Annotated in this window: 27 protein-coding genes; 13 read left to right on the forward strand and 14 right to left on the reverse strand. The window is 54.8% G+C overall.

Annotated features, from left to right (window positions below):
• Nucleotides 1–50 precede the first annotated feature (50 nt).
• From gap to rcdA, 8 genes are all read left to right on the forward strand, one after another.
• Nucleotides 51–1061 (forward strand): type I glyceraldehyde-3-phosphate dehydrogenase, encoded by a 1011-nt coding sequence (gap, locus tag HGO37_RS03850; protein ID WP_250982194.1) that lies wholly within the window; start codon nucleotides 51–53, stop codon nucleotides 1059–1061.
• A gap of 376 nt (nucleotides 1062–1437) precedes the next feature.
• Nucleotides 1438–3246 (forward strand): potassium/proton antiporter, encoded by a 1809-nt coding sequence (locus HGO37_RS03855; protein ID WP_250982195.1) that lies wholly within the window; start codon nucleotides 1438–1440, stop codon nucleotides 3244–3246.
• A gap of 108 nt (nucleotides 3247–3354) precedes the next feature.
• Nucleotides 3355–4554, forward strand: coding sequence for a phosphoglycerate kinase (locus HGO37_RS03860; RefSeq protein WP_250982196.1), 1200 nt, complete (start codon nucleotides 3355–3357; stop codon nucleotides 4552–4554).
• A gap of 191 nt (nucleotides 4555–4745) precedes the next feature.
• Nucleotides 4746–5771, forward strand: coding sequence for a class I fructose-bisphosphate aldolase (locus HGO37_RS03865; protein WP_192488125.1), 1026 nt, complete (start codon nucleotides 4746–4748; stop codon nucleotides 5769–5771).
• A 230-nt stretch (nucleotides 5772–6001) separates the two neighbouring features.
• A complete protein-coding gene (locus HGO37_RS03870; RefSeq protein WP_250982197.1) occupies nucleotides 6002–6481 on the forward strand; it encodes a 2TM domain-containing protein in 480 nt (159 codons plus the stop codon).
• 399 nt (nucleotides 6482–6880) lie between these two features.
• Nucleotides 6881–8158, forward strand: a complete 1278-nt coding sequence (locus tag HGO37_RS03875; protein ID WP_250982198.1) for an MFS transporter — start codon at nucleotides 6881–6883, stop codon at nucleotides 8156–8158.
• Nucleotides 8155–8346, forward strand: coding sequence for a DUF1192 domain-containing protein (locus HGO37_RS03880; RefSeq protein WP_250982199.1), 192 nt, complete (start codon nucleotides 8155–8157; stop codon nucleotides 8344–8346). The genes HGO37_RS03875 and HGO37_RS03880 overlap by 4 nt, the downstream gene beginning before the upstream one ends.
• Before the next feature lie 360 nt (nucleotides 8347–8706).
• Nucleotides 8707–9222, forward strand: a complete 516-nt coding sequence (gene rcdA / locus HGO37_RS03885; RefSeq protein ID WP_250982200.1) for a protease adaptor protein RcdA — start codon at nucleotides 8707–8709, stop codon at nucleotides 9220–9222.
• 176 nt (nucleotides 9223–9398) lie between these two features.
• Here the strand turns inward: rcdA and rpmE are convergent, their stop codons facing one another.
• Nucleotides 9399–9620, reverse strand: coding sequence for a 50S ribosomal protein L31 (gene rpmE / locus HGO37_RS03890; protein ID WP_192488120.1), 222 nt, complete (start codon nucleotides 9618–9620; stop codon nucleotides 9399–9401).
• Nucleotides 9621–9873: 253 nt separating this feature from the next.
• On the opposite strand from rpmE, the gene HGO37_RS03895 reads away from it, so the two are divergent.
• Nucleotides 9874–11667 (forward strand): ABC transporter transmembrane domain-containing protein, encoded by a 1794-nt coding sequence (locus tag HGO37_RS03895; RefSeq protein WP_250982201.1) that lies wholly within the window; start codon nucleotides 9874–9876, stop codon nucleotides 11665–11667.
• Nucleotides 11668–11688: 21 nt separating this feature from the next.
• On the opposite strand, the gene HGO37_RS03900 is transcribed toward HGO37_RS03895, so the two are convergent.
• The 5 genes from HGO37_RS03900 to HGO37_RS03920 all read right to left on the reverse strand — a co-directional run bounded on the left by HGO37_RS03900 (nucleotide 11689) and on the right by HGO37_RS03920 (nucleotide 16662).
• The gene (locus tag HGO37_RS03900) at nucleotides 11689–12720 is read right to left on the reverse strand and encodes a peptidoglycan -binding protein (RefSeq protein ID WP_250982202.1); all 1032 of its coding nucleotides are present in this window, start codon (nucleotides 12718–12720) and stop codon (nucleotides 11689–11691) included.
• A 2-nt stretch (nucleotides 12721–12722) separates the two neighbouring features.
• Nucleotides 12723–13790 carry a flagellar motor protein MotA gene (locus tag HGO37_RS03905; RefSeq protein WP_192488118.1) on the reverse strand — a complete coding sequence of 356 codons (1068 nt, stop codon included), beginning with the start codon at nucleotides 13788–13790 and terminating at the stop codon, nucleotides 12723–12725.
• Between the two features lie 179 nt (nucleotides 13791–13969).
• Nucleotides 13970–14770 carry an inositol monophosphatase family protein gene (locus HGO37_RS03910; protein WP_192488117.1) on the reverse strand — a complete coding sequence of 267 codons (801 nt, stop codon included), beginning with the start codon at nucleotides 14768–14770 and terminating at the stop codon, nucleotides 13970–13972.
• 142 nt (nucleotides 14771–14912) lie between these two features.
• Nucleotides 14913–16001, reverse strand: coding sequence for a tetratricopeptide repeat protein (locus tag HGO37_RS03915; protein WP_250982203.1), 1089 nt, complete (start codon nucleotides 15999–16001; stop codon nucleotides 14913–14915).
• A 7-nt stretch (nucleotides 16002–16008) separates the two neighbouring features.
• Nucleotides 16009–16662 carry a thiamine phosphate synthase gene (locus HGO37_RS03920; RefSeq protein ID WP_250982204.1) on the reverse strand — a complete coding sequence of 218 codons (654 nt, stop codon included), beginning with the start codon at nucleotides 16660–16662 and terminating at the stop codon, nucleotides 16009–16011.
• A gap of 107 nt (nucleotides 16663–16769) precedes the next feature.
• Between HGO37_RS03920 and HGO37_RS03925 the strand changes: the two genes are divergently transcribed.
• A complete protein-coding gene (locus HGO37_RS03925; RefSeq protein WP_285200443.1) occupies nucleotides 16770–17531 on the forward strand; it encodes a sulfite exporter TauE/SafE family protein in 762 nt (253 codons plus the stop codon).
• Between the two features lie 25 nt (nucleotides 17532–17556).
• Here HGO37_RS03925 and HGO37_RS03930 read toward each other — a convergent pair whose 3' ends face one another.
• The 5 genes from HGO37_RS03930 to HGO37_RS03950 form a co-directional block, all read right to left on the reverse strand.
• Complete coding sequence (locus tag HGO37_RS03930; RefSeq protein ID WP_250982205.1) at nucleotides 17557–18159, reverse strand: tetratricopeptide repeat protein; 603 nt, start codon at nucleotides 18157–18159, stop codon at nucleotides 17557–17559.
• A 103-nt stretch (nucleotides 18160–18262) separates the two neighbouring features.
• On the reverse strand, nucleotides 18263–18388 hold the full coding sequence (gene ykgO / locus HGO37_RS03935; RefSeq protein ID WP_003497670.1) for a type B 50S ribosomal protein L36: 126 nt from the start codon (nucleotides 18386–18388) through the stop codon (nucleotides 18263–18265).
• Nucleotides 18389–18532: 144 nt separating this feature from the next.
• On the reverse strand, nucleotides 18533–19603 hold the full coding sequence (locus HGO37_RS03940; RefSeq protein ID WP_250982206.1) for a 5-(carboxyamino)imidazole ribonucleotide synthase: 1071 nt from the start codon (nucleotides 19601–19603) through the stop codon (nucleotides 18533–18535).
• Nucleotides 19600–20100 carry a 5-(carboxyamino)imidazole ribonucleotide mutase gene (purE, locus tag HGO37_RS03945; RefSeq protein WP_250982207.1) on the reverse strand — a complete coding sequence of 167 codons (501 nt, stop codon included), beginning with the start codon at nucleotides 20098–20100 and terminating at the stop codon, nucleotides 19600–19602. The genes HGO37_RS03940 and purE overlap by 4 nt, the downstream gene beginning before the upstream one ends.
• A 16-nt stretch (nucleotides 20101–20116) precedes the next feature.
• On the reverse strand, nucleotides 20117–20320 hold the full coding sequence (locus HGO37_RS03950) for a YdcH family protein (RefSeq protein ID WP_192488111.1): 204 nt from the start codon (nucleotides 20318–20320) through the stop codon (nucleotides 20117–20119).
• Between the two features lie 234 nt (nucleotides 20321–20554).
• Here HGO37_RS03950 and HGO37_RS03955 point away from each other — a divergent pair, with 234 nt between their 5' ends.
• Nucleotides 20555–20731 (forward strand): YdcH family protein, encoded by a 177-nt coding sequence (locus HGO37_RS03955; RefSeq protein ID WP_192488110.1) that lies wholly within the window; start codon nucleotides 20555–20557, stop codon nucleotides 20729–20731.
• A gap of 104 nt (nucleotides 20732–20835) precedes the next feature.
• Here the strand turns inward: HGO37_RS03955 and HGO37_RS03960 are convergent, their stop codons facing one another.
• From HGO37_RS03960 to HGO37_RS03970, 3 genes are all read right to left on the reverse strand, one after another.
• Nucleotides 20836–21090 (reverse strand): DUF2312 domain-containing protein, encoded by a 255-nt coding sequence (locus HGO37_RS03960; RefSeq protein WP_192488109.1) that lies wholly within the window; start codon nucleotides 21088–21090, stop codon nucleotides 20836–20838.
• A gap of 158 nt (nucleotides 21091–21248) precedes the next feature.
• Nucleotides 21249–21554, reverse strand: coding sequence for a DUF1244 domain-containing protein (locus HGO37_RS03965; RefSeq protein ID WP_192488108.1), 306 nt, complete (start codon nucleotides 21552–21554; stop codon nucleotides 21249–21251).
• A gap of 16 nt (nucleotides 21555–21570) precedes the next feature.
• Nucleotides 21571–22362, reverse strand: a complete 792-nt coding sequence (locus tag HGO37_RS03970) for an N-formylglutamate amidohydrolase (protein ID WP_250982208.1) — start codon at nucleotides 22360–22362, stop codon at nucleotides 21571–21573.
• Between the two features lie 204 nt (nucleotides 22363–22566).
• Between HGO37_RS03970 and HGO37_RS03975 the strand changes: the two genes are divergently transcribed.
• On the forward strand, nucleotides 22567–23043 hold the full coding sequence (locus tag HGO37_RS03975) for a DUF1036 domain-containing protein (RefSeq protein WP_246787748.1): 477 nt from the start codon (nucleotides 22567–22569) through the stop codon (nucleotides 23041–23043).
• Nucleotides 23043–24482 (forward strand): pyruvate kinase, encoded by a 1440-nt coding sequence (pyk, locus tag HGO37_RS03980; protein WP_192488106.1) that lies wholly within the window; start codon nucleotides 23043–23045, stop codon nucleotides 24480–24482. Before HGO37_RS03975 ends, pyk begins: the two co-directional genes overlap by 1 nt.
• Nucleotides 24483–24569 lie beyond the last annotated feature (87 nt).

Consider the following 24569-nt stretch of genomic DNA (forward strand, 5'->3'; position numbering starts at 1 on the left):
GAGCCCTCACTATTTCCCACTACAAGCATTTTTTGATCGGGAGTATGTAAATGACTGTAAAAGTAGCCATTAACGGCTTTGGCCGTATCGGCCGTAATGTCCTTCGCGCTATCGTTGAATCCGGCCGCACTGACATTGAAGTTGTCGCAATTAACGACCTTGGACCAGTAGAGACCAACGCGCACCTGCTGCGTTACGATTCGATCCACGGCAAGTTCCCAGCCGAGGTAAAGGTCGAAGGCGACACCATCACCGTTGCCGGTGGCAAGCCAATCAAGGTTACCGCAGTTCGTGACCCAGCCCAGCTGCCGCACAAGGAACTCGGCGTCGACATCGCTCTGGAATGCACAGGCATTTTCGTTGCACGCGACAAGGCTGCTGCTCACCTGACAGCTGGCGCAAAGCGCGTTATCGTTTCGGCCCCTGCTGAAGGCGCTGACCTGACCGTCGTATTCGGCGTCAATCATGACCAGTTGACCAAGGACCACCTGGTCATTTCCAACGCATCATGCACCACGAACTGCCTCGTGCCAGTCGTGAAGGTTCTCGATGACGCTGTTGGTATCGACCATGGCTTCATGACCACCATCCACTCTTACACAGGCGACCAGCCAACGTTGGACACCATGCACAAGGACCTGTACCGCGCTCGCGCTGCTGCCCTGTCCATGATCCCGACCTCGACCGGTGCTGCCAAGGCCGTGGGCCTCGTGCTGCCTCACCTCAAGGGCAAGCTGGACGGTACGTCGATCCGCGTTCCGACACCAAACGTTTCGGTTGTCGACTTCAAGTTCGTTGCCAAGCGCGACACGACTGCTGCGGAAATCAACGAAGCCATCAAGGCTGCCTCCAATGGCGCCCTGAAGGGCATCCTCGGCTACACCGAAGAGCCGCTGGTTTCGCGTGACTTCAACCACGACAGCCACTCCTCGATCTTCGCAATCGACCAGACCAAGGTTCTGGAAGGTAAGTTCGTCCGCATCCTGACCTGGTATGACAACGAGTGGGGTTTCTCCAACCGTATGTCCGACACGGCTGTTGCCTTCGCAAAGACCATCTAATCAGATTTCACTCTGATGATGAGAACCCGGTAGAAGCAATTCTGCCGGTTTTTTCTTTTTCCGACATCAACACGTCGACACTCACGCTTCGACAACCCTGCAAACATAAATTTATTGCATTGCAAAATTTTTGCGAAATGGACACTAACTTTCCGTCTTCCTGCCTTGCTGTAGTCCACTTTGCTGCGGAAAAAAGAAGGCAGGGATTGGTTGCGCATCATGTGCTTCATGCCCTGCCCGTATCAATCGATACACCCCGCCTTGCCCTGCCTTGACCAGTAAACCCTGCTGTCAGAAGGCCGTCCAACCCGTGGCGCATTGACTGCTGACGTGCACGGCATGCCTGATGACACAGCACTGCTGAAGGATTAGGGCATTGGAATCATTTTATATTCTTCTTTTGGCAGCAACCGTTCTTGTTCTCGTCGCTGCGTTTTCCAGTCTCATAGCCTTCCGTTTCGGCGCGCCCTTGCTGTTTCTCTTCCTGCTGATTGGCCTGCTCGCTGGAACAGATGGGCTGGGCATTCACTTCGAAAACAACCCGCTCGCCTATATGCTCGGTTCTGTGGCGCTTGCGATCATTCTGTTCGACTCAGGTTTTGGAACCAACCTGCAATCCTTCAAGCTATCGGCAGCCCCCGCCATAACCCTTGCCTCCGTCGGCGTGGTGCTAACGGCAATCTTTTTCGCCGGCGCGGCTTCACTGCTGCTTGGCCTTTCATGGATTGAAGGGCTGTTGCTCGGCGCCATCGTCGCCTCGACGGATGCCGCAGCGGTGTTTTTCCTGCTGCGCATTGGCGGCATTCATATTCGCGATCAGGTCCGCTCTACACTGGAAGTCGAATCCGGCACAAACGATCCCATGGCCATCTTCCTGACGCTTATGCTGGTTGAGGTTATTTCCAGCGGTCGCGGCATGTCGGGTCTCGATAGTAGCATCCTCCTGCTGTTCATCGAAGAAATGGGCCTCGGTGTGCTGGTCGGTCTTGCCGGCGGTTACATGATCGTTGCCGTCGTCAATCGTTTTGCAGTGGATCGCGGGTTGGCACCGATCTTTGTACTGGCGCTGGCGATGCTGGTGTTTTCATTCACCGGCACGATTGGCGGCAGCGGCTTCCTTGCCGTCTATGTCGCCGGCATCGTGGCCGGCAATCGCAAGATTTTCGCCAAACATGCAATCCGACGCTTCCACGAAGGCATGACCTGGCTTTCACAGATCATCATGTTCCTGATGCTCGGACTTCTGGCCACGCCATCGCAGTTTCCCGCCATCATCGTACCAGCCATACTCCTGGCCTTATTCCTGATCTTCATTGCCCGCCCGCTGGCCGTGTGGCTGAGCTTGATGCCGTTCAATTATACGCAGCAGGAAACCTCCTTCATCGCCTGGGTTGGCCTGCGTGGTGCAGTTTCCATCCTGCTTGCCATCATGCCGATTCTTGGCGGGCTGGAGAACGGCCAGATATTCTTCAATGCCGCCTTCATCATCGTTCTTGTGTCTCTGATGTTGCAGGGCTGGACCATCAAACCCGTTGCCATGCGTCTCGGACTGATCGTGCCGCCACGCATGGGCGAGGTCGATAAGCTGGAGGTCGATTTGCCTGGTACAGCCAATCATGAACTGATTTCATATCGTGTGACCAAAGAAAGCCCTGTGCTGCACGGAGAGCGCATTCCACGCTGGGCAATGCCTTCGCTGGTCATTCGCGATGGCAAGTCCATCCGTTACCAATATGCAGGCCGATTACGCGAAAATGACCAGATCTATCTGTTCGTTGCCCCTGGCTACTCCCGTCTGCTCGACAGACTGTTTGCCAGCCGTATTCCGGTTGCTCCAGATGATGCCGACTTTTTCGGAACATTCTCGATCTTGCCCAACGGCTTTGCCCGCGACCTCGACACGTCCTACGGGCCGGATCTGTTGGCCACGTCTGAGCAGTCGATGACCATTGTCGAACTGATTGAAAGCCGCCTTGGCGGCAAGGCGGAATATGCCGACCGTATTCGTCTGGGCTCAATCGTCCTGATCGTTCGCAATCTCGATGAAAACAACGCCATATCGAGTGTTGGTTTGTCGCTTGAGCCGGTAGAACCGGCCACGCATCTGCCGGTTTTCATTAATCTTCGCGAAATCATCCACCGCGTCCAAACCCACTTTGCCAGTCGTGAGGTGAAAGGTTCCTAGGATGTTTGGCCGCAGTATCAAAAATGACACTTGAACCGCTTGCGTCCAAAAGCAGTCATAGTATGGTCCGGCAATATTTTTCCACAACGCATAGATCAGGACCGACACATGCCCGCCTTTAAGACCCTTGACGATCTGAACGACATTTCGGGAAAACGCGTTCTTGTACGCGTCGATCTCAACGTACCGGTTGCCGACGGCAAAGTAACGGATGCTACCCGCATTGAGCGCGTTGCACCGACCATTCTCGAGCTGTCGAACAAAGGCGCCAAAGTTATTCTGCTTGCGCATTTCGGTCGCCCGAAGGGTGAGCCGGTCGGCGACATGTCGCTGAGCCTCATCGTGCCGGCCGTGCAGGACGTTCTTGGCAAGCCTGTTCAATTTGGTGCCGATTGCATTGGCGATGCCGCAGCTGAAGCCGTTGGCAAACTGGCAAATGGCGAGATCCTGCTTCTGGAAAATACCCGCTTCCACAAGGGCGAAGAAAAGAACGAGCCGGCATTTGTTGAGGCGCTTGCCAAAAACGGCGACATCTACGTCAACGACGCGTTTTCGGCGGCACACCGTGCGCACGCTTCGACTGAAGGCCTCGCTCATCACCTGCCATCCTATGCCGGCCGCACCATGCAGGCCGAGCTTGAAGCACTGGAAAAGGGTCTCGGCAAGCCATCGCGTCCGGTTGTTGCCATCGTTGGTGGCGCCAAGGTCTCCAGCAAGATCGACCTGCTGATGAACCTTGTCAAAAAGGTAGACGCGCTGGTGATCGGTGGTGGCATGGCCAACACCTTCATTGCCGCTCGCGGCACCAATGTCGGCAAGTCGCTTTGCGAACATGACCTGGCTGCGACCGCCAAGCAGATCATGATTGAAGCAGCAAGCTCTGGCTGCGCAATCGTTCTGCCGGAAGATGGCGTAGTTGCCCGCGAGTTTAAGGCCAATGCTGCCAACGAAACTGTCGACATCAACGCAATTCCTGAAGACGCGATGGTTCTGGACGTTGGTCCGAAATCCGTCGAAAGCATCAAGGCATGGATTTCCCGCGCTGAAACACTGGTCTGGAATGGCCCGCTTGGCGCATTTGAAATCGCTCCATTCGACACGGCAACTGTTGCGGCCGCCAAACATGCTGCTGAATGCACCAAGTCCGGCAAGCTGGTGTCAGTTGCTGGCGGTGGCGACACCGTAGCTGCCCTTAACCACGCTGGCGCTGCAGACGACTTCACCTATGTGTCGACAGCCGGTGGCGCGTTCCTCGAATGGATGGAAGGCAAGGTCCTTCCAGGCGTCGCGGTTCTCAGCAAGACCTGAGATCAACCTATCATTTGATACTTTTGCAGCCGGACAAAATCTTTTGTCCGGCTTTTTCTTTTTGGGTGTACAATGGGCCAACAACTTTCAAACGATTGAAATGATTTCAATCGTTTCAATGAGTTAGCATGCCATTTTCCTCGTCGTAAACATCTGTTATCGCGAAAACATTGTGCCTTGGGAGAATAGCAATGACCGAACGCCTTGAAGACATCGCAATTAAAATGGTTGCCGACGGCAAGGGTATCCTGGCTGCCGACGAATCCACATCCACAATCAAAAAGAGATTTGACACCATCAATCTGGAATCCACGGAAACCAGCCGTCGCGACTACCGCGAGATGCTGTTCCGTTCCGATGATGCCATGAAGAAGTACATCTCCGGCGTCATCCTTTACGAAGAAACCCTCTACCAGAAAGCTGCCGATGGCACGCCTTTCGTAGACCTCATCAAAGCTGCTGGCAGCATTCCAGGTATCAAGGTTGATATCGGCGCCAAGCCAATGGCTTACCACCCACACGAATTCATCACCGAAGGCCTCGACAACCTGTATGAGCGCCTGCGCAAATATCACGAAGCTGGTGCACGTTTCGCCAAGTGGCGCGGCGTGATCACTATTGGTGAAGCGCGTCCGAGCTGGGGTTCGATCAAGGCCAACTCCCAGTCGCTCGCACGTTATGCAGCTCTTTGCCAGCAGGCCGACATCGTTCCGATCGTCGAGCCGGAAGTGCTGATGGACGGTGAACCTGGCACTCACGACATCGATCGTTGCGCTGAAGTAACCCAGTGGGTTCTACAGACCGTGTTTGCAGACCTGTTTGACGCCCGCGTCAATCTCGAAGGCATGATCCTCAAGCCAAACATGGTCATCGACGGCAAGAAAGCACGCAAGGCAGGCGTTGAAGAAGTTGCGGAGAAGACCGTCAAGGTTCTCAAGGCAACCGTACCGGCTCTGGTGCCTGGCATTGCTTTCCTCTCCGGCGGCCAGTCGTCGGAAGAAGCAACGGCGCACCTGTCGGCCATGAACTCCGGTTACGACCTGCCTTGGGGACTGACCTACTCTTATGGTCGTGCCCTGCAGGACACCGCGCTCAAGACCTGGGCCGGCAAGTCGGAAAACGTTGCTGCTGGCCAGCGCGCTTTCACGCACCGTGCAGAAATGAACAGCCTTGCCGCCACCGGCAGCTGGAAAAAGGAACTGGAAAAGGCTGCCTGATAAAGGCATGTTTCCAAAACCATCAAAGCCGCCCTCCGGGCGGCTTTTTTGTTGCCATGCAGAACCCTTGAGGCTGGAAATGGCAATATGCACGGAAAGGCGTTATCAAATAGCCTGGGTCCTGTACCCTCGCGACCACCCACCCGACAGCAACACGACAGTCGTGTGTCTGACGTGGTCTTGGCCCGCGAAATTGCACATCAATCCGCCGTCGAACCTGGAGAGACAGTATGCTGATACAGAAACTCAGGCTTCAGCGCGGATGGTCACAGGAGCAATTGGCAACCATAAGCGGGTTGAGCACACGCACCATTCAACGGTTGGAGCGCGGCCAACCCGCCAGCCTCGAAACCATGAATACTCTGGCAGCAGTCTTCGAAGTCGATTTGTCTCAACTGACAGATCAGAAGGAAGCCGAAATGCCGAATTATGTCGCAAGTCACACCGAGGCTGAGGAAGCGATTGCCTTTGCCAAGGTTCGCCGCATCAAGAAATTCTATCTGCACCTCATTCAATACGTCGTCGTTCTGTGCATATTGACCGTGATCAATCTGCTTACCAACCCCGGATATTTCTGGGTGATCTGGCCGGCTCTCGGCTGGGGTATTGCGCTTGCGTCCCATGCCCTCAAGACCTTTGAACTTATTCCCTTCCTGAATGCGGACTGGGAAAAGAAACAGGTCGAAAACCACCTCGGGCGTAAGCTTTAATCGACAATCGGAAAAGTCCGGCGCGATGGCTGGTCTTCCATCACGAAGATTGCATTTTGCAATTCGCTTTCCTGCCTTCAATGGGCAGGAGAGCGCCCGTTACGGCCTAATCAACAAAACAATTGACCAGATAACGAAGGCTGCGACAGCAATCTTCCAACAGTCGCTACGCTTTTTCAGGCCCGGATATCCAAGCGGCCTGATGATCTGCACCAACATTGCCAAAAGCAAAAAAAGACCTATCGCTTTTGTCATCGCATAAACCTTTTGTCTTTATCCATATCCCGTCACAGGGTGGACATCTTTGACGTGCAGCAGGGAAAGTGCAGTATCCCTTTCACCTACCCTTCATCAAAGACAAACGCGATAACGACGAGCGGAAAAAATGAGAGTGTTGCTATGAGCAGAAATCTTCTACCCGTATTCGCACTTTTATCCAGCACTCTGTTTTTGTTTTTAGGCAATGGTCTTCAAGGTCTTATCCTGCCCCTTCGCGGCGCAGAAGAAGGTTATTCCAACGAAATCCTTGGCTTTCTCGGCACATCCTGGGCTGCAGGTTTTGTGATTGGCTGTTTCATTGCGCCAAATATTGTCCGCAGAGTGGGCCACGTTCGGGCCTTTGATACATTTCTTGCGCTGATATGCCTTACGGTTCTGACGACCGGCCTGATCATTGACGACGTCTGGTGGATTGTTCTGCGCGCCATTACCGGTTTCTGCACCGCTGGCACCTCGATGATCATCGAAAGCTGGCTGAATGAACGCGCCACCAATGAAAGCCGTGGCACGATCTTTTCGCTGTATATCGCCATCACCTTGATGGGTGTAGTGGGTGGCCAGTTGCTGGTGCCAATTGGCGACATCAGCAACACCTCGCTGTTCATGATTTGCGGCATTGTCTACTGCATCGCCATTTTGCCCGCGACCTTGTCCAAAGCAGAAAGCCCCAAACCGTTGCAAACTGTGCGGTTGGATCTGCCTGCCCTCTATAAAAACTCACCGGTCTCATGCGTTGGAATATTGATGATCGGTATTGCCAATGGTGCCTACGGTACACTGGGCGCTGTCTTTGCCTCCCGTGCGGGATTGGAACCAACCATGATCGCTGTCATGGTCAGCGTCACGATCTTTGCCGGTGCCATTGCCCAGTTTCCGGCAGGACGCCTCTCTGACAGAATTGACCGTCGTTATGTGCTGGCCGGTCTTTCAGCCCTCGCGGCCTTTGCAGGCCTTGCCGTGGCGCTGTTCCAGCCATCCAACGTCTATGTCCTGATCAGCATGATCGCCATCTATGGCGCAGCCGCAAACGCGCTTTACCCAATCGCCGTTGCCCACGCCAACGATTACGCGTCGCCTGAAGATTTCGTCAAAGTCTCTGGCGGCCTGCTGCTGCTTTTCGGCATCGGCACGATTATCGGACCAACGATTGGCGGCCCCATCATGACCGCAGTCGGACCCTACGAACTGTTTCTGGTCACAGCCGTCTCTCACCTTCTTATCACCGCCTATGCGATGTTCAGAAGCAAGAAACGTGCAGCGCTGACCACCGAGGAGAAGGACAACTTTTCGACCATGCCCGCCGTTACCTCTGCGCTGGCAACACCGGAAAGTGCCGTACTTGACCCACGCGCCGCCCAATCTAACGATGACGACGTCGATAAAGGAGCCGGAATATGAGTATATCGGATGACGATCGCCCCAAGAGGCTTGCAGCCCATGAAATCGGCTGTGACCTCACGCTGCTCTCGGTGGATGAACTCAGCTACCGTGTAAAGTTACTTCAGGAAGAGATTGAACGTCTGGAAGAAGAGAAGAAGAAAAAGTCAGCAGGACGACTCGCCGCCGAGAACTTCTTCCGGTCATAAATATAGAGAAAAATCCGTAAACGTTGATTTTTGGATCAGTCATTCGTTTACCATTAAGACTTTATAAACCTTTTTGAGAGATAACTATACCTATCCAGAGCTTCTGGATTTCAGGCAGCTTCTCCAACTGGCGAATTGGTCTGATTTTTCTCCCTGTTTTACCTTGAGAGCCGCTTTTGCGGCTCTTTTTTTATGGTCCGCTTTGGCCATCAAAACTGTGGGTATTAACCCTTCTTTAATAATCAACTTGCGCATTTGAGTTATTGGTATCATCCTCAAAAGCAGAAAAAAGGGAACCGTATTAAGATTTACGGATTCTATTACCTGACAAAAGTGATGCGTGAGCAGGGATATTAAGAAATGTCAGAACAGGTTTTGAATACTATCAGCTTTGCGGGGCATGCCGCAGCATCCAACCAGTTCAAGACTCTTTATGCCGAGGGCATGACGCTGGTTGAGGAAACAGCGTCCTATCTCGACGGCGCCGGACGCGCAGCGTCCAAGGTGCTGCCGCGCATGGCCTCCGTGCTCTACGCAGCAGAATCGATGCGCCTGACAACCCGTCTCATGCAGATGGCGTCTTGGCTTCTTCTGCAACGCGCCGTCAACAATGGTGAAATGAGCCGTGACCAGGTTCTGAACGAAAAGAGCAAGGTTCGCCTCGACAGCTTCAACGTTGATCGTAACGCACCAGGCTGGAATGACCTGCCAGAATCATTCCGCGATCTCGTCGAACGTTCCCTGCGCCTCCAGAATCGCGTTGCCCTGCTCGATCGCGAAATCTATCGTCCTGCAGAAGCCGCGAAGGTGCCGGACAATGAAAACAGCGTTCAAGCCCAGCTTAACCTGCTGCGTACGGCCTTCGTGAACAACTGATCCGCTTCACATCACATGTCATGAAAAAAGCAGGCTCGTAGCCTGCTTTTTTTGTTTTTGCCATCAGAGGCAATACCAACACCTGAGACATAGCGTCTCATGCTCCCCCTATTACAGCACAAACAAAAAGCCCCCGAACGATGTTCGAGGGCTTTTTGTATTCAAATCCAAACGGATTAGAGACCGAGGCCGCCAAAACGCTTGTTGAACTTGGACACGCGGCCAGCACGGTCAACGAGCTGCTGGTTACCACCGGTCCATGCCGGATGGGACTTAGGGTCGATTTCGAGGTTCATGACCGCGCCTTCGCTGCCCCAAGTGGAACGTGTTTCGTATTCTGTGCCATCAGTCATGACCACTTTGATCACGTGATAGTCGGGATGGATTTCAGCCTTCATGACAATCTTCCTGCTGTGTGACTGCGGTCCATTTGCCGCAATTGCGTCAACGGAGCCAATTCAATAAATGGAACCGCAGCACATTTATTCCACGGCTTCCCAATTCGATGCCGTGCCTATACATGAAGGTCGTCCAGATAACAAGTGCCTGGCGATCTATCGCTAAGTGGTGAAAGTGCCAAAAAACGACCTGTTTGCAAAAAGCAAACACAGACGGCGGTTGTGAGGCAAAACAGGTAGCAGGAGTGGTTACGTGGAAGCGACGCAGGAACAGAAATCAGCACGGCGCAAGGGTCTGAAACCGCTTGCCAGCCTGCTGCCCTACATGAAGCGTTACCGCGGCATGGTCGCAGCAGCCCTGTTCGCGCTTGTTCTTTCAGCGCTGACCACACTGGCCCTGCCACTTGCCGTTCGCCGCATCATGGACCACGGTTTCGAAAATGCCGATGGCGCCATGATCAACAACTATTTTGGCATGCTGTTCGGTCTTGCCATCGTTCTCGCTGTCGCCAGTGCCATGCGCTATTATTACGTCTCCGCCATTGGTGAGCGGGTTGTCGCGGATGTCCGCAAGGACGTTTTCAATCATATCACGACACTTTCGCCGGCGTTTTTTGATATCAACCATTCCGGTGAACTGACCTCACGCCTGACTGCCGACACCACGCTGATCAAATCCGCGTTCGGTTCTGCAGCTTCGCAGGCGCTACGCAACACCCTGCTCTGTTTGGGTGGCGTGGCAATGATGGTTTACACCAGCCCCGGCCTGTCCGGTCTGGCGCTTTGTGCCATACCACTGATCGTGTTCCCGCTGATTGCCTTTGGTCGTTCTGTTCGCAAACGCTCGCGCGCCACGCAGGACACATTGGCCGCCTCATCCGCCTTTGCATCGGAAACCATTGGTGCTGCCCGGACCATTCAGGCCTTTAATGCCGAATCGCTGGCAACTTCAAAATACGGCGCTGCCGTCGATAGCGCCTATCGTGACGCACGCTCCTCGATCAGCGCCCGTTCGGGCCTGACCGGTTTTGCCATTGCCATGGTATTCGGCAGTGTTGTCGCCATTCTGTGGTACGGCGCCCACAGCGTGCTGAACGGCACCATGTCGGCCGGTACCCTTGGCCAATTCGTGCTTTATTCTGTCATTGCCGCCAGTGCGCTTGGCCAATTGTCCGAGGTCTGGGGTGAACTGTCGCAAGCCGGTGGTGCCGCAGAGCGTCTGTCCGAACTGATGCAGGAAGTGCCAGCCGTGCGTGCGCCACAGACGGCAAGCGTCATGCCAACACCGGCCCGAGGTGAAGCCGCATTTGAAAATGTCAGCTTCGGATATGACACCAAGGAAATCCTGCGCAACCTGTCATTCCACGTTGCACCGGGTGAAACGGTTGCCATCGTCGGTCCGTCAGGCGCCGGTAAGAGCACCATCTTCTCGCTGCTCCTGCGTTTCTACGATCCAGCATTCGGCCGCATCGTGATTGACGGGACAGATATTCGCACGACCTCACCACAGGATCTTCGCTCCCGTATTGCCATCGTGCCGCAGGACGTGACGATCTTCACCACCTCCATCCACGACAACATTGCTTTTGGTCTGCCAACTGCAACCCGTGAACAAGTGCGTGCAGCAGCCGTGGCCGCACAGGCCGACAATTTCATCAGCAAGCTGGAAAACGGGTATGACACGCAGCTGGGCGAGCGTGGCATTACCCTCTCAGGCGGCCAAAGACAGCGTATTGCGATTGCCCGCGCCATCCTGCGCAACGCCCCGATTTTGCTGCTCGACGAGGCTACCTCGGCGCTGGATGCGGAAAGCGAAACACTCGTGCAGAAAGCCTTGGACGGTTTGATGCAGCAGCGCACGACAATCGTCATCGCGCATCGACTTTCCACCGTGCTGAAAGCAGATCGTATTCTGGTATTAGAGGACGGCAAGCTGGTTGAAGAGGGCACCCACCAGAGCCTGATCAATCACGGCGGACTTTATGCCAAGCTGGCGCGTCTGCAATTCCAGACCAGCGAAGTGACCCATATCGAGGTGGCAGAGTAATCCTCTGCCACACTCTTCATTTTATCTCTCTGTGAGTTTCAGTTCGATGCGCCGGTTCTGCGAACGTACTTCCGGAGTATCGCCTTCGGCAATCGGCTGATATTCACCGAAGCCTGCCGCAACCAGACGGTTGGCTGGTACACCCTTTGAAATCAGGAATTTGACCACCGAGGTCGCGCGGGCAGAGGAAAGCTCCCAGTTATCTGCAAACCGGCCAGTGCCAGCCAGCGGCACATTGTCTGTGTGGCCATCGACGCGCAGAACCCAATTGATCTCGGCTGGAATTTCCTTAGCGAGATCGATCAGCGCCATGGCCAGCTTTTCCATTTCCGCCTGTCCTGCCGGATTGAGATCATTGCCCCCGGAGGGAAACAACACTTCCGACTGGAACACAAAACGGTCGCCGACAATGCGGATATTCTCGCGATCGGACAGAATTTCACGCAAGCGTCCAAAAAAGTCCGAGCGATAGCGGTTAAGCTCCTGCACGCGCTGCGCCAGCGCCACATTGAGGCGACGTCCAAGATCAGCAATCCGAACCTGCGAAGACGCGTCCTTGGCCTCGGATGCCTGAAGTGCTGTCTCAACAGAAGCAATCTGTGCTCTCAGTGCCGCGATTTGCTGGTTGAGAAGTTCGATCTGGCTCGCAGCCCGCGCACTGACCTGCTTCTCCGCATCCAATTCACCTGTCAGCGTGCCGATCCGCGAGTTGGCAGCAGAACTGCTGCCCGTACCGGCATCCAGCAAGGCCTGCAACCGGGTTCTCTCCTGCTCGGAAACAGCAAGGGTGGACTGCAGATTGGCCAGCGTGTCTTCGATGTCCTGCTTGTTGCCCTGTTCAAGGGCCAGAAGTTCGGTCAGCTCAGATATCTGGTTGTTGAGACGAGTAAGAACTTCATCCCGGCCAGTGATTTCGCGCGACAGCACAAATTGTGCCAGCACGAAAACGGTAAGCAGGAACATGATGGCCAACAGCAGTGTGGACAAGGCATCCACAAAGCCAGGCCAATAGTCCACGCCCCGCTCACGGCGACGGTTGCGAGCAAGAGCCATGTTTATTTGCTCCCGCCGTCACTAGGCCTGTCAGCCGCTGCAGAGGCATTGAGATCAGCGTTGACGCGTGCGGTCAGCCGATCCAGCGTTCGCCGCAGCGCCTTGGCCTCATCCTGTTGTGCTTCCATCCAGTCGCGCAGCATTTGCTGTTCGCTCCGCATGGTCTTGACCAGGCCCTGCACACCTTCCGCCAGATTGGACAGCGCAGCCAGCGAGCGTTCGCCGGAGGCATTATCGCCCTGCGATGATTTCGAAAGATACTGCGCAATCTGCAGCAGCTCTTTCTTTATCTGAGCAGGCGACGACGCTGCTTCAGAACCGGTATCCGTTACGGTCGAAAGCCAGTTTTCAAGATCAGTGTAAAAGCGGTTTTGTGCCCTGCCGGCCTGCAGGTCGAGGAAACCGAGAATGAGCGAGCCAGACAGACCAAGAAGCGATGACGAGAACGCCGTGCCCATGCCGGATAGCGGCGCTGTCAAACCTGATTTCAGCGACGACAGAACGTCATTGGCATCGCCGGCATTCGGGTCTAGCGACTGAATGACGTTGCTAATCGATCCAATCGTGCCAATCAGACCCCAGAATGTGCCAAGCAGGCCCAGAAACACCAGAAGGCCGATCAGATAACGCGATGTATCACGTGTTTCATCCAGACGGGTAGCAATCGAATCGAGAATGGACCGCTGGATGACGGGCGACAGTGTGATGTCGCCCCTGCGCCCGATCAGCGCATGCATAGGCGCCAAAAGCTTCGGAATGCGCCCGGCCTTATCGACGCTGCCCGTCGCCTGAAAGGCGTTGAACCAGCGGACTTCCGGCCGCAGGCTCAAAATCTGCGTAAACACCAGAATGATACCGATCAGCAGCACGCCAAGGATGAAGCCGTTAAGACCCGGATTGGTCATGAACGCCTGATGTGCCTGCCGGTAGAGAATGGCAGCCAGGAAACCAACGATGATGAGGAAAATGAACATCGTCCAAAGAAACGGCGTGGGGCTGGATAGCCGATACTCAAGGCCGTGCTTAACCGGCCTCTCGACCCCCATATCGAGCATTTCAGTATTCGCCATAATACCCATTCCCTTCGGCTACAGTGTTGGCGAAGCTAGTGGAAAAATGCGACGAATTGAAGTGGAAAGCAGCAAATGCTCAAGCCGTCTGAGCGGAATAAGGCAGCCAAACGAAAATGCCCGCCAGCAGCACTAAGGCCATTGGCGGGCATCTTGCAATAATCAGACCCTGTAAGGGCTTACTTCGCGGGAACCGGACGGTTGACGACCTCGACAAGTGCCTTGTGGATATATTCGTTACCAGCCACAACGGTGGACGAGGTGAACATGTCCTGTGTGCCCTTCATGTCGCTGACAAAACCGCCAGCTTCACGAATCAGCACGATACCGGCTGCAATATCCCATGGGGAAAGGTTGGCTTCCCAGAAGCCGTCAACGCGACCGGCTGCAACATAGGCTAGGTCAAGCGCTGCAGCGCCCATACGGCGAATACCCGAAACTTCACCCATGACGTGACGCAGTTCGACCAGGAACTTGCCATGGTTGCCACGACCCAGATGCGGCACGCCGCAGGCAATGACGCAATCCGGCAGCGTCTTGCGGGCAGCAACGCGAATACGACGGTCATTGAGGAATGCACCACCGCCACGCTCTGCGGTGAACAGCTCATCGGTTGCCGGATTGAAGATCACACCGGCAACAATCTCGCCATTACGCTCCAGCGCAATCGATACTGCAAACTGCGGGATACCATGCAGGAAGTTGGTGGTGCCATCCAGGGGATCAACGATCCAGCGGTGCGCGCCATCAGTACCTTTTTCTTCGCCGCCTTCTTCACCCAGAAAGTCATAGGTGGGGCGTGCCTTCAACAGTTCGTCACGAACGATTTTTTCGGCCTTGAGATCGGCCTGCGATACGAAATCGCCTGGGCCTTTGACAGAGACCTGAAGGTTCTGCACTTCGCCGAAATCGCGCGATAGCGATTTACCCGCCTTGAGAGCGGCCTGAACCATGACATTAAGAAGGGCAGAACGGGCCATTACAATTTCCCTGAAAGCCGAGCCGAACCTAGCCACATACAAGGGCCGGAGCAGACGGTTATGAATGCTGATTGAAAGATTTGGGGTTCAAGACCACAAAATGACCGGAAATTCAAGGGTAAAGGCAAGAAAGGGCAATAGTTCAGCTGCGCCGGAACTTGTTTGCCGCATCAATTGCCTGTTTCTGCTGCTCATCTGTGAGGCCAAGATAAAAGTCCTCAAGCGCCAGATCCTTCATTCCGGCACGCCGTGACAGCACATACCACTTCGCCGCTTCAACCGGGTCCGGCCGTGTGCCAAGTGCCTGAATATAAAGGTGCGACAGCTTGTTCTGGGCGGCGACATTGCCTTTCAAGGCGGCACGCTGCATCCAATTATAACCCTCATTGTAGTCACGCGGACCACCAACGCCGTTTACCAGCCACACACCCATATCAAGTTGTGCGGTATCAAAGCCGGCCTTTGCCGCACGCAGCATCCAGTCACGCGCCTGTGCCCTCTTTTCTGGGCCTATATCGCTGACCGAGACGTAAATCTGGGCGACGGCATATTGCGCATCGGCAACGCCCTGCTCAGCGGATTTTTCATAATAAGGCAAAGCCTCCGACAAACCTTTTGCGCCGGGGTTTTCCGAAACAAGGATCTGCGCCCAATTGAACTGCGCCGATGCATTGCCAGCATCTGCCGCCTTTCTCATGAACTCGTCGGCTTTCGCCTTGTCACGGGTAACGTTTTTGCCTTGCATCAACAGCAGCGCATACTGGAACATCGCAGCAGGATCGCCACCATTGGCCGCCTGACCATACCAGAAGGCTGCCGTCTTCGGGTCACTGGCAATGCCAAGCCCCCGTGACATCATTTCAGCGACCAGTGTTTGTGCCGCGGCATCACCGGCCTGTGCGCGGGTCAGCGCCTTGTCCAGTGCCGTTACATATTCACCGCGTTGGAAAGCGCCGTAAGCTTCGTCAATCTTGCCCTTGAATTCTTTCTCGGGCGGCAGTGGCGGCAGATCAGCCCCCATACGGTCAAAAAGCGTTACGCCCTGCGATGGCTGGATGCCATCACCTTCCGGCGCATCCACCCTGCCCTTGCGGATGACATCGGCGTCCTTTTCCAGCGGACGCGAAACCGCATCCGGCGCGGATTGGGAAAACGCCTCGCCACCGCTGGCTATAAGCAGGGTCGATGCAACTATGCCGGTCAGAAACCGATATGAAAACTTTCGATACATGCCCCTATCAATCTTCAAACCGTGGCGCTTTTTCGTCAAGCAAGGCATTGATTTCAGCAACCGCCTGAGCAGGTCCTGCGGCGTGCTCAAAAACCGCCCGGCCCATTGCCACAAACTCTGCGCCAGTTTCTGCGACAGCAGCCGCAGACGCCGTGTCTTTGCCCCCCATGACCATGCATGGAATTTCAATCATGGATGCCCACCATTCTGCAAGCGCCAGATTTTTAGGATGGGCTTCCGGCTTGATATCGCCGTCAAATTTGCCAAAGAAAATATAGTCCGGGCCCGGCTCGCCAATTTCCAGCGCCTTGTGACGGTCGTCCGCGTTGCCGCCGCCGACAATCATCTTCGGCGTGAATTTCTCCACAGCTTCAGCGACATCGGCCACCGGCCCATTGATATGCAAACCATCCGCCTTGGCACGGCCAGCAATACGGGTGTCACCGGCGATCAGCGCCGCAGCACCAGCGCCCTGTATGACCGGCACCAATATTTCGGCAAATTTCTGAAACGCGCCCTCAGGCTGCGCATATTGCGGCACGATGACCGAGGCCACGTCACCACCGCGCAGGGCTTCTGTCAGCGCGGTTTTTTGCACTTCGGCATCAGTATTGTCGTTCAGGATCAGAACGAGGCGGCAGCGGTCGTCATGTACACTCATAAGGTCATCCATTCCGGAAACGTGCAGCCGTTTAAAATCCGCACTCGTTTTTATTTCCTAAATCCGATAAACCGGACAGAAATCAGGATCAACCCACCCTTTTCATCATGCTTGATATGTATTTCTTCGCCGCAGCGATTCCAGCCGTCGCTTTGGTTGGATTATCGAAGGGTGGATTGGGTGGCGCCTTGGCCTTGATGGGCGTGCCGCTTATGGCACTTGTCATGCCACCGGTACAGGCCGCAGCGGTCTTTCTCCCTATTTTGATCGTCATGGATATGGTGGCACTATGGTCGTGGCGGCACTTCAACGATCGCCAGACACTTCTTCTTCTGCTACCGGGCGCCATGGTTGGCATCGCAATTGGTTGGGCAACCGCCGCCATCATCCCGCCGGATGCCTTGCGCCTGCTGATTGCCATCATAACCATTCTGTTTGTGCTGCGGTATTTCTATGACAGCTGGAAATCCAAGCCGGGACAAACCACACCACCCAAACCGCAAAACCGTATTCTGGCTTCCATTTTCTCAACCCTGTCGGGATATGCCAGCTTTGTGGCCCATGCTGGCGGCCCGCCATTCCAGATCTATGTGCTGCCCCTGAAACTCGACCCCAAGATCTATACTGGCATGAGTGTGCGGTTCTTCGCGATCATGAATGCAGTCAAACTGATCCCGTATTTTGCACTTGGCGGACTGGACAGCACCAATCTCACCGCCTCAGCCAGCCTGCTACCTGTTGCACTGATCGCAACGCTTGCTGGCGCAAGGGTCGTCAAATACCTCAAACCACAGGTATTTTATCCGCTGATGTATGGCATGGCGCTCTGCGCCGCCTTAAAGCTTCTTTGGGATAGCCTTCCGGTTTAACAACAGCCTGCAGGAGGCTGCGCCCTCAGCTGCGCTGGCCAGCCAATTTTTCCGAGAGGTCCTGAAGTTCTTTTTGCGCTTCGCGATTGGACGGATAGATATCCAGATATCGCTCCCACGCCTTTATCGCCAACTCATCACGGCCTGATGCCTCGAGAATCTCCGCCATGCTGGCCAAAGCCAGAAAATGCCGTGGCTCATCACTCAGAACCCGGTTGATATCCGCCATCGCCTTTTTGGTGTCACCATCGGCCAGATGCAGCTGCGCCCGCGCAAAAATCGCCTCGAAATATTCAGGCTCAAGCAGAATGGCCTGATCGAGAAAATCATAGGCGGCAGATTTGCGCTTGTCTTCGACCGCTTCAGCGGCCCACTGCGTGAGAAGATTGACTGTTGGGCTTTCAGAATCAGCCCACTCCCCCACGATCTGCATAGCGATGCTTTTGCCCTTGTCGGCATTACGCTCTTTTCTCAAACCATCAAAAAGCGAATCGACTGTCTGGGAAACACTGTCCTGCTGTGGCGCGACAGTTGCGGGAGCAACGTCCTGCGCAAAGGCAACAGAACCAATCGCGGTTACAAAAACCGCAGGAAGGACAAATAGGCTGTAAAAATGAAATCGGCGCATTGGGATATGGTAATCCCGTCGCGCCGAATATCAAATCATAATTTATGCAGTATCAACAATGTGAACCGGCCTGTTTGACAAGGACGGATCAACCTCGCAGCAATCAGCCCTGACGAGCCTTGAAGCGTGGGTTCTGCTTGTTGATGATGTATACGCGGCCCTTGCGGCGAACCAGGCGGTTATCGCGGTGACGGGCCTTAAGCGCTTTAAGCGAATTCTTGATCTTCATTTTACTGGTCCGCAGTTCTGCGAGACATTCTGTCTCGCGTGGTATCTAACAATCAAAAACGCGCAACGAGGCGCGCTCTTTTCGGTTGGCAGGCAAATACCCTGTCGCCCCCGCCCTGTCAACACGCAAAGCCGTGTTTCCAGTTCAGGAGCGTTGTTTTACAGCACCTTTCAGTTCCGTAACATGCCCCATCTTGCGGCCTGCACGGGCTTCCGACTTGCCATAAAGGTGCAAGACGCAATCACTTTTGCCGAGCCATTGCGGCACGGAATCCACATCATCACCAATCAGATTGGTCATAACGCAGTCGGAATGACGTCGGGAATCAGCAGCAGGCAGCGCGCTTATGGCGCGAATATGCTGCTCAAATTGCGAAACTGCACAGGCAGCTTCCGTCCAGTGGCCGGTATTGTGGACACGTGGCGCAATCTCATTGGCTACGAGCGAGCCGTCGGGCAACACAAAGAACTCGATGCCGATAATGCCGACATAGTCCAGAGCGTCAAGAATTTTGCCCGCAGCATCAACCGCTTGACTGGCGGTCGATTCGGAAATGGAGGCCGGTACAGTCGAGGTGTGCAAGATGCCGTTCAGATGGACATTTTCGGCAGGGTCGTAACAAACCACCGAACCATCCTGGAAACGGGCTGCAATGACGGAAATCTCACGCTCGAAATTCACAAGGCTTTCGAGAATCAGTGCACCACCACCCAACGCATCAAACGCGCCGTCAGCACTTTCGCCACGGAACAGCTTCTGTCCCTTGCCATCGTAACCAAACCGGCGGGTCTTCAACACGCCCTTGCCGGAAAATTCGGAAAGCGCCTTCTCCAGTTCAGACTGGCTATCAACAGCGCGAAAATCAGCGGTTCTGATTCCACAGCCATTGATGAATGTTTTTTCGACCAGACGATCCTGCGAAACGCTGAGTGCCTTCGGCGGCGGGTAAACCGCAACCGTCCGCGCCAGCTCTTCAGCGGCACCGACCGGCACGTTTTCGAATTCATAGGTGACGATATCGCAAAGCGAAGCGAGTTCCGCCAGCGCTGCGGCATCATCATACGCCGCTACGATCTGGCGGTTGCAAACCTGCGCCGCCGGACAATCGGCCTGTGGTTCAAGAACAATGGTTTTAAAGTTCAAACGGGCAGCAGCCATGGCCAGCATACGGCCAAGCTGGCCACCGCCAATAATGCCGATGGTCAAAATATTCATTGAGGATTATCCATCGGGTACTCAGCAACCGAGGCGGTCTGGCGGGCACGCCATGCATCCAGCCGGTCTGCAAGATCTTCGTCAGACAGCGCCAGAACCGCAGCTGCCAGCAGCGCAGCGTTGACTGCGCCGGCCTTGCCGATAGCCAGTGTGCCGACAGGAATGCCAGCGGGCATCTGAACGATCGAATAAAGGCTGTCCTGTCCCGACATGGTTTTGGACTGCACCGGAACGCCAAAAACCGGCAAAGAGGTCATTGCAGCGGCCATGCCCGGCAAATGTGCAGCACCACCGGCACCTGCAATAATTATCTTGAAGCCTTCATCACGTGCGCCTGTTGCAAAATTGAACAGCCGTTCAGGCGTGCGATGCGCAGAGATAATTCGCGCCTCATATTCAATATCCAGGGCATCCAGTGTGTCGGCAGCGTTCTTCATGGTCTCCCAATCCGACTGGCTGCCCATAATGATTGCGACTGGCGGCGTTTCTGTCGTCATGCTTACCGGCTCCCTGTCAGGCAATAATGTCGGGAATGATCTGGTCTTCGATCTGACTCATCTGATCCTTAACCACCAGTTTTTTCTTCTTCATCCGCTGAACACGCAAGGCATCGCAATTGGTCTGGATCATCGCATTGATGGCGACGTCGTAATCTTCATGTTCCTGCCGCAATCGCGCCAATGCCAATCTGATATCTGCCTGTGACTGATCGGGCATTTCTGCATCCCCACTCTATGATCCCGGCTTTGCCGGTGTTCTGACATTCGCTGACCTGCCTCTACCACCAAATGCCGGTAACGGGAAGTTATCCATTGCGACCAAATTGCCCAGATGTTGCCCTGATTTCGCCTTCGACAATCCTAACAATCCGTGTCACATTAGTTTCGTAAACCTGAAACTCCAGCAGTGGAGTGCTGGAAGTAGGTCACAAAAGAAGGAAGGACGTGCAGCATGACCATACAGGCTCATATCGCATCGCTCGAAAAGAAACACGGAGCTCTTGAGGACGAGCTCGAAAGTATTCTTGCTTCCCCGTCATCGAATGACCATGAGATTTCGGAACTAAAGCGACGCAAACTTCGCCTGAAGGATGAATTGCAAAAACTCAAAAAAGATACACGTCATTAAAAATATGCTTCCGCGGCGCCAATGAGCGACAGGAAGCTGAAGTGTAAGAAGAACTGGCCGTCTCGCAGGAGACGGCCAGTTTTTTATTGCCCGTTGAAGGACTCTTATTCCATGCCAAGGGCAGCCATGTAGGTCTGCAGAATGGATTCTTCTTCCAGACGCTCATTGGCGTCCTTCTTGCGAAGGCGGATAATGGTGCGGATGGCCTTGGTGTCGTAACCACGGCCCTTGGCTTCGCCCATCACGTCCTTGATGTCGCCCTGGATAGCCGCTTTTTCTTCTTCAAGGCGCTCGATACGCTCGATGAACTGGCGCAACTCGGCAGCGGCTACGGTTTCTGTTGTGCTGGTCTCATCCATCGTGAATTCCTTCATCTTGTCTGTTCTTGAGCCCGATCGGGCATGTTTCATCCGGCACATGTCAACGGAACGACGTCCAGAACATGGCACCAATTTTTTCCCGCTGTGAACTGCCGACTGGAAACGCCCGCGTCAAGCCTGTTCGACAGCGCGAACCTTCATTCCTTTGGCTTATTTATTTCAAATGCTGATTTTTGCGCATCTGACGCCTCATGCTGGTGCTGGTTTTTCCAGTCCTCGTAAGGCATGCCGTAGACGATTTCCCTGGCCTCGTCCTTGCTGATCTCGACACCGGCATCTGTTGCCGCATCGCGGTACCAGTTTGACAGGCAGTTACGGCAGAACCCGGCCAGGTTCATCATATCGATGTTTTGCACATCGGTTCTTTCACGCAGATGCTGAACGAGCCTGCGGAAAGCGGCCGCTTCAAATTCAATCTGCTGTCTGTCGTCCGGTGTCGTCAAAACGTCACTCCCCTTTTCAGGCATAAGGTCCGGTCCGGGATTGGAATAGCTGGTATTCGTGCAACGCCGGATCGCTGTTCATTGCGGCAAAAATAGGAGCAAGCCTGTCAGACCATGAGGTAATTCCCGCCTCATCGGCGATCAGATCCTGCCGCACCTCCAACAGCGCATGCGCAAGACCCTTGCTCATGCAGTGCTGATACATGCAGTCGCCTTTAAGCGCACCATCATAGGGTTCGTTGTCGCCAACCAGAATATCGCCGGGCAAACGCAGCGCGTCCAGAAGTGGGTGAACCGCTCGATAATCCGTGTCCCACAACACCGCAGCATGCCATGGGCGCGGCGTCTGTTTCCAGAACGGCGTGTAGGAATGCAGCGAAAACACCAGCGGCGCCTTGCCAGTCGCCTGTTTTACCTGACCGAGAACCTTGTCGACAGCATTGTGGTACGGACGGTGGTAGGTCTCGATACGCCGGTTCCACTCTTCATTTGAAATCGGGTGGTTGCCGGGAATGATCGCGCCATCGGAAATTTTCATGATCAGCGTCGGATCGTCCTCACCACGATTGGGATCAATCAGCAGGCGGGAAAAGCGGCTCATGACCGCAGGCACGCCCAGCTTCTTTGACAGGGACCGGGTCAAGCCCTCAATACCAATGTCAAAAGCAATATGTCGTGAAAATGCACTCTCTGGTAAGCCAAGCTGATTATACTGTAGAGGAACAGTGTTCATGGCATGGTCCGCTATCAGAACCATGCCTTTGTCATAATCACCATCTAGGATTTCAAATGCGGGGAAGTCTTGCATCGTCAATTTCTTGAAAGCATTCGTGGGAGCGCGTTTGATGACATGGCTGGCCCAACAGCGCAAGCCAAACGGGAGTGCCAGCTCTCAACAGCCATCAGAATGCAGACACACACCGAATATAATCGATTAGACTTGCGTTGACATTCGCCGCCCGTCGCGCCAAGAAAGTGTATCATGAATAACTATGGAAACCGGAGGGAAGCCATGCGCAAAACCATCTCCTCTCTCCTTCGAGTACCTGCCCGGCTCAGCGCCGCAACACCTGCCATTGGCGCCCTTCTGGTCGCTCCGTTCCTGTTCGCAGCGCCTGCAAAAGCAGATTTCCGTGTTTGCAACAGCACACAGAACCTCGTTGGCGTGGCTATCGGATATCGCGCCGAAGCGGGTTGGGTCAGCGAAGGATGGTGGCAGGTTCCGGCCTCTACATGCGCCACGTTGATCGAGGGCGAGTTGCAATCACGATATTATTATCTTTATGCGGAAGATGCTGCACGCGGTGGTCGCTGGACTGGCGATGTCAACATGTGCGTGGCTGAAAACGAGTTCAAGATTGCAGGCATCGACGATTGCTACGCTCGCAGTTTCCAGCGCATGGGTTTCAAGGAATATGATACGGGGCGCCAAGGAAGCTGGATGGTCCAGCTTTCGGATACGCCCGGCACACAGGAAAGTCAGCACTGATGAGGCGTAACCGCAAAGTCAAAATTCTTGCAACACTTGGTCCGGCTTCCGGCGAAGAAGCCATGATCGAAAAGCTGCACCTTGCTGGCGCAGACCTCTTCCGCATTAACATGAGCCATGCAAGCCATGAACTCATGCGTACGCTCGTGGCGCGCATTCGCTCGGTCGAAAGCCGTAATGGCCGCCCGATTGGCATTCTCGCAGATTTGCAGGGACCAAAACTGCGCGTCGGCAAATTTGCCGATACCAAGGTTGATCTCGTACCGGGACAGACCTTTACACTGGATAGCAACGAGGAGCCGGGCGACAAGAACCGCGTTTTCCTGCCGCATCCTGAAATCCTCGAAGCCGTGAAGCCAGGCGACCGCCTGCTGATCGATGATGGCAAGTTGCACCTGCGCGCTGAAAAGTGCGATGGCAAGAGCATCGTTGCCACGGTTGTCGCTGGCACCAAGATTTCTGACCGCAAGGGCATCAGCCTTCCCGACACACTGCTCGGCGTTGGCGTGTTGACCGACAAGGACCGTGTGGACCTTGATGCGGTTCTGGCAACCAATGAAATTGACTGGGTTGCCCTGTCCTTCGTGCAGCGCCCGGAAGACCTTGCAGAAGTTCGCAAGATTGCCCGTGGTCGCGTTGGCCTGATGTCGAAGATCGAAAAGCCGCAGGCTATCGAGCGAATCGAAGAAATCATCGAGCTGTCTGACGCTCTGATGGTTGCCCGTGGTGACCTTGGCGTTGAAATGCCGCTAGAAACTGTGCCTGGCCTGCAAAAGCAGCTCATTCGCGCATGTCGCCGCGCCGGCAAGCCGGTTGTTGTGGCAACACAGATGCTGGAATCGATGATCACCGCGCCGGTTCCGACTCGTGCGGAAGTGTCCGACGTGGCAACAGCCGTGTTCGAAGGCGCCGATGCCATCATGCTTTCGGCAGAATCAGCCTCTGGCGACTATCCTGTTGAAGCGGTTTCTACCATGGCATCGATTGCGAGCACGGTTGAACTCGACCCGCATTATTCCGGTATCATCTATGCTCAGCGCGCCCAGCCGGAAGCAACCGGTGCCGACGCAATTTCTCTTGCTGCCCGCCAGATCGCTGAAACACTGAAACTGTCGGCTATCGTTACCTACACGTCCTCAGGCACGACCGGCTTGCGTGCGGCCCGTGAACGTCCACAGGTTCCGATCATCGCCCTGTCTCCGGTCATTCAGACGGCGCGCCGTCTGTCGGTTGTCTGGGGTCTGCACTGCGTGGTCACTGGCGACGCAGACAATCTGGATGACATGGTCAACCGCGCCTGCCGGATCGTTGTGTCGGAAGGCTTCGGTAATCCGGGCGACCGTATTATCATCTCCGCAGGTGTACCGCTTGGCACGCCTGGCGCAACCAACATGGTCCGTATCGCCTACATCGGCTCCGACGGCCAGAGCGGCGTCTAACACAACAGTTGCGGCATACTCCTAATCTATCGAGTATGCCGCCTGTTTTAAAAAGCCCAATCAACCAGACAACAAAAAAGCCCGCTG

It is taken from the genome of Rhizobium sp. CG4 (assembly GCF_023701965.1).
Classification (GTDB): domain Bacteria; phylum Pseudomonadota; class Alphaproteobacteria; order Rhizobiales; family Rhizobiaceae; genus Agrobacterium.

Coding starts and splice junctions, on each gene's coding strand:
- ykgO (WP_003497670.1), bottom strand. CDS start 18,388: ATGAAGATCAAGAATTCGCTTAAAGCGCTTAAGGCCCGTCACCGCGAT.
- HGO37_RS03860 (WP_250982196.1), top strand. CDS start 3,355: ATGCCCGCCTTTAAGACCCTTGACGATCTGAACGACATTTCGGGAAAA.
- HGO37_RS03865 (WP_192488125.1), top strand. CDS start 4,746: ATGACCGAACGCCTTGAAGACATCGCAATTAAAATGGTTGCCGACGGC.
- HGO37_RS03975 (WP_246787748.1), top strand. CDS start 22,567: ATGCGCAAAACCATCTCCTCTCTCCTTCGAGTACCTGCCCGGCTCAGC.
- HGO37_RS03870 (WP_250982197.1), top strand. CDS start 6,002: ATGCTGATACAGAAACTCAGGCTTCAGCGCGGATGGTCACAGGAGCAA.
- rpmE (WP_192488120.1), bottom strand. CDS start 9,620: ATGAAGGCTGAAATCCATCCCGACTATCACGTGATCAAAGTGGTCATG.
- HGO37_RS03905 (WP_192488118.1), bottom strand. CDS start 13,790: ATGGCGAATACTGAAATGCTCGATATGGGGGTCGAGAGGCCGGTTAAG.
- rcdA (WP_250982200.1), top strand. CDS start 8,707: ATGTCAGAACAGGTTTTGAATACTATCAGCTTTGCGGGGCATGCCGCA.
- HGO37_RS03930 (WP_250982205.1), bottom strand. CDS start 18,159: ATGCGCCGATTTCATTTTTACAGCCTATTTGTCCTTCCTGCGGTTTTT.
- HGO37_RS03960 (WP_192488109.1), bottom strand. CDS start 21,090: ATGGATGAGACCAGCACAACAGAAACCGTAGCCGCTGCCGAGTTGCGC.
- HGO37_RS03880 (WP_250982199.1), top strand. CDS start 8,155: ATGAGTATATCGGATGACGATCGCCCCAAGAGGCTTGCAGCCCATGAA.
- HGO37_RS03900 (WP_250982202.1), bottom strand. CDS start 12,720: ATGGCTCTTGCTCGCAACCGTCGCCGTGAGCGGGGCGTGGACTATTGG.
- HGO37_RS03920 (WP_250982204.1), bottom strand. CDS start 16,662: ATGAGTGTACATGACGACCGCTGCCGCCTCGTTCTGATCCTGAACGAC.
- HGO37_RS03910 (WP_192488117.1), bottom strand. CDS start 14,770: ATGGCCCGTTCTGCCCTTCTTAATGTCATGGTTCAGGCCGCTCTCAAG.
- HGO37_RS03940 (WP_250982206.1), bottom strand. CDS start 19,603: ATGAATATTTTGACCATCGGCATTATTGGCGGTGGCCAGCTTGGCCGT.
- gap (WP_250982194.1), top strand. CDS start 51: ATGACTGTAAAAGTAGCCATTAACGGCTTTGGCCGTATCGGCCGTAAT.
- purE (WP_250982207.1), bottom strand. CDS start 20,100: ATGACGACAGAAACGCCGCCAGTCGCAATCATTATGGGCAGCCAGTCG.
- HGO37_RS03970 (WP_250982208.1), bottom strand. CDS start 22,362: ATGCAAGACTTCCCCGCATTTGAAATCCTAGATGGTGATTATGACAAA.
- HGO37_RS03915 (WP_250982203.1), bottom strand. CDS start 16,001: ATGTATCGAAAGTTTTCATATCGGTTTCTGACCGGCATAGTTGCATCG.
- HGO37_RS03955 (WP_192488110.1), top strand. CDS start 20,555: ATGACCATACAGGCTCATATCGCATCGCTCGAAAAGAAACACGGAGCT.
- HGO37_RS03950 (WP_192488111.1), bottom strand. CDS start 20,320: ATGCCCGATCAGTCACAGGCAGATATCAGATTGGCATTGGCGCGATTG.
- HGO37_RS03925 (WP_285200443.1), top strand. CDS start 16,770: ATGCTTGATATGTATTTCTTCGCCGCAGCGATTCCAGCCGTCGCTTTG.
- HGO37_RS03875 (WP_250982198.1), top strand. CDS start 6,881: ATGAGCAGAAATCTTCTACCCGTATTCGCACTTTTATCCAGCACTCTG.
- pyk (WP_192488106.1), top strand. CDS start 23,043: ATGAGGCGTAACCGCAAAGTCAAAATTCTTGCAACACTTGGTCCGGCT.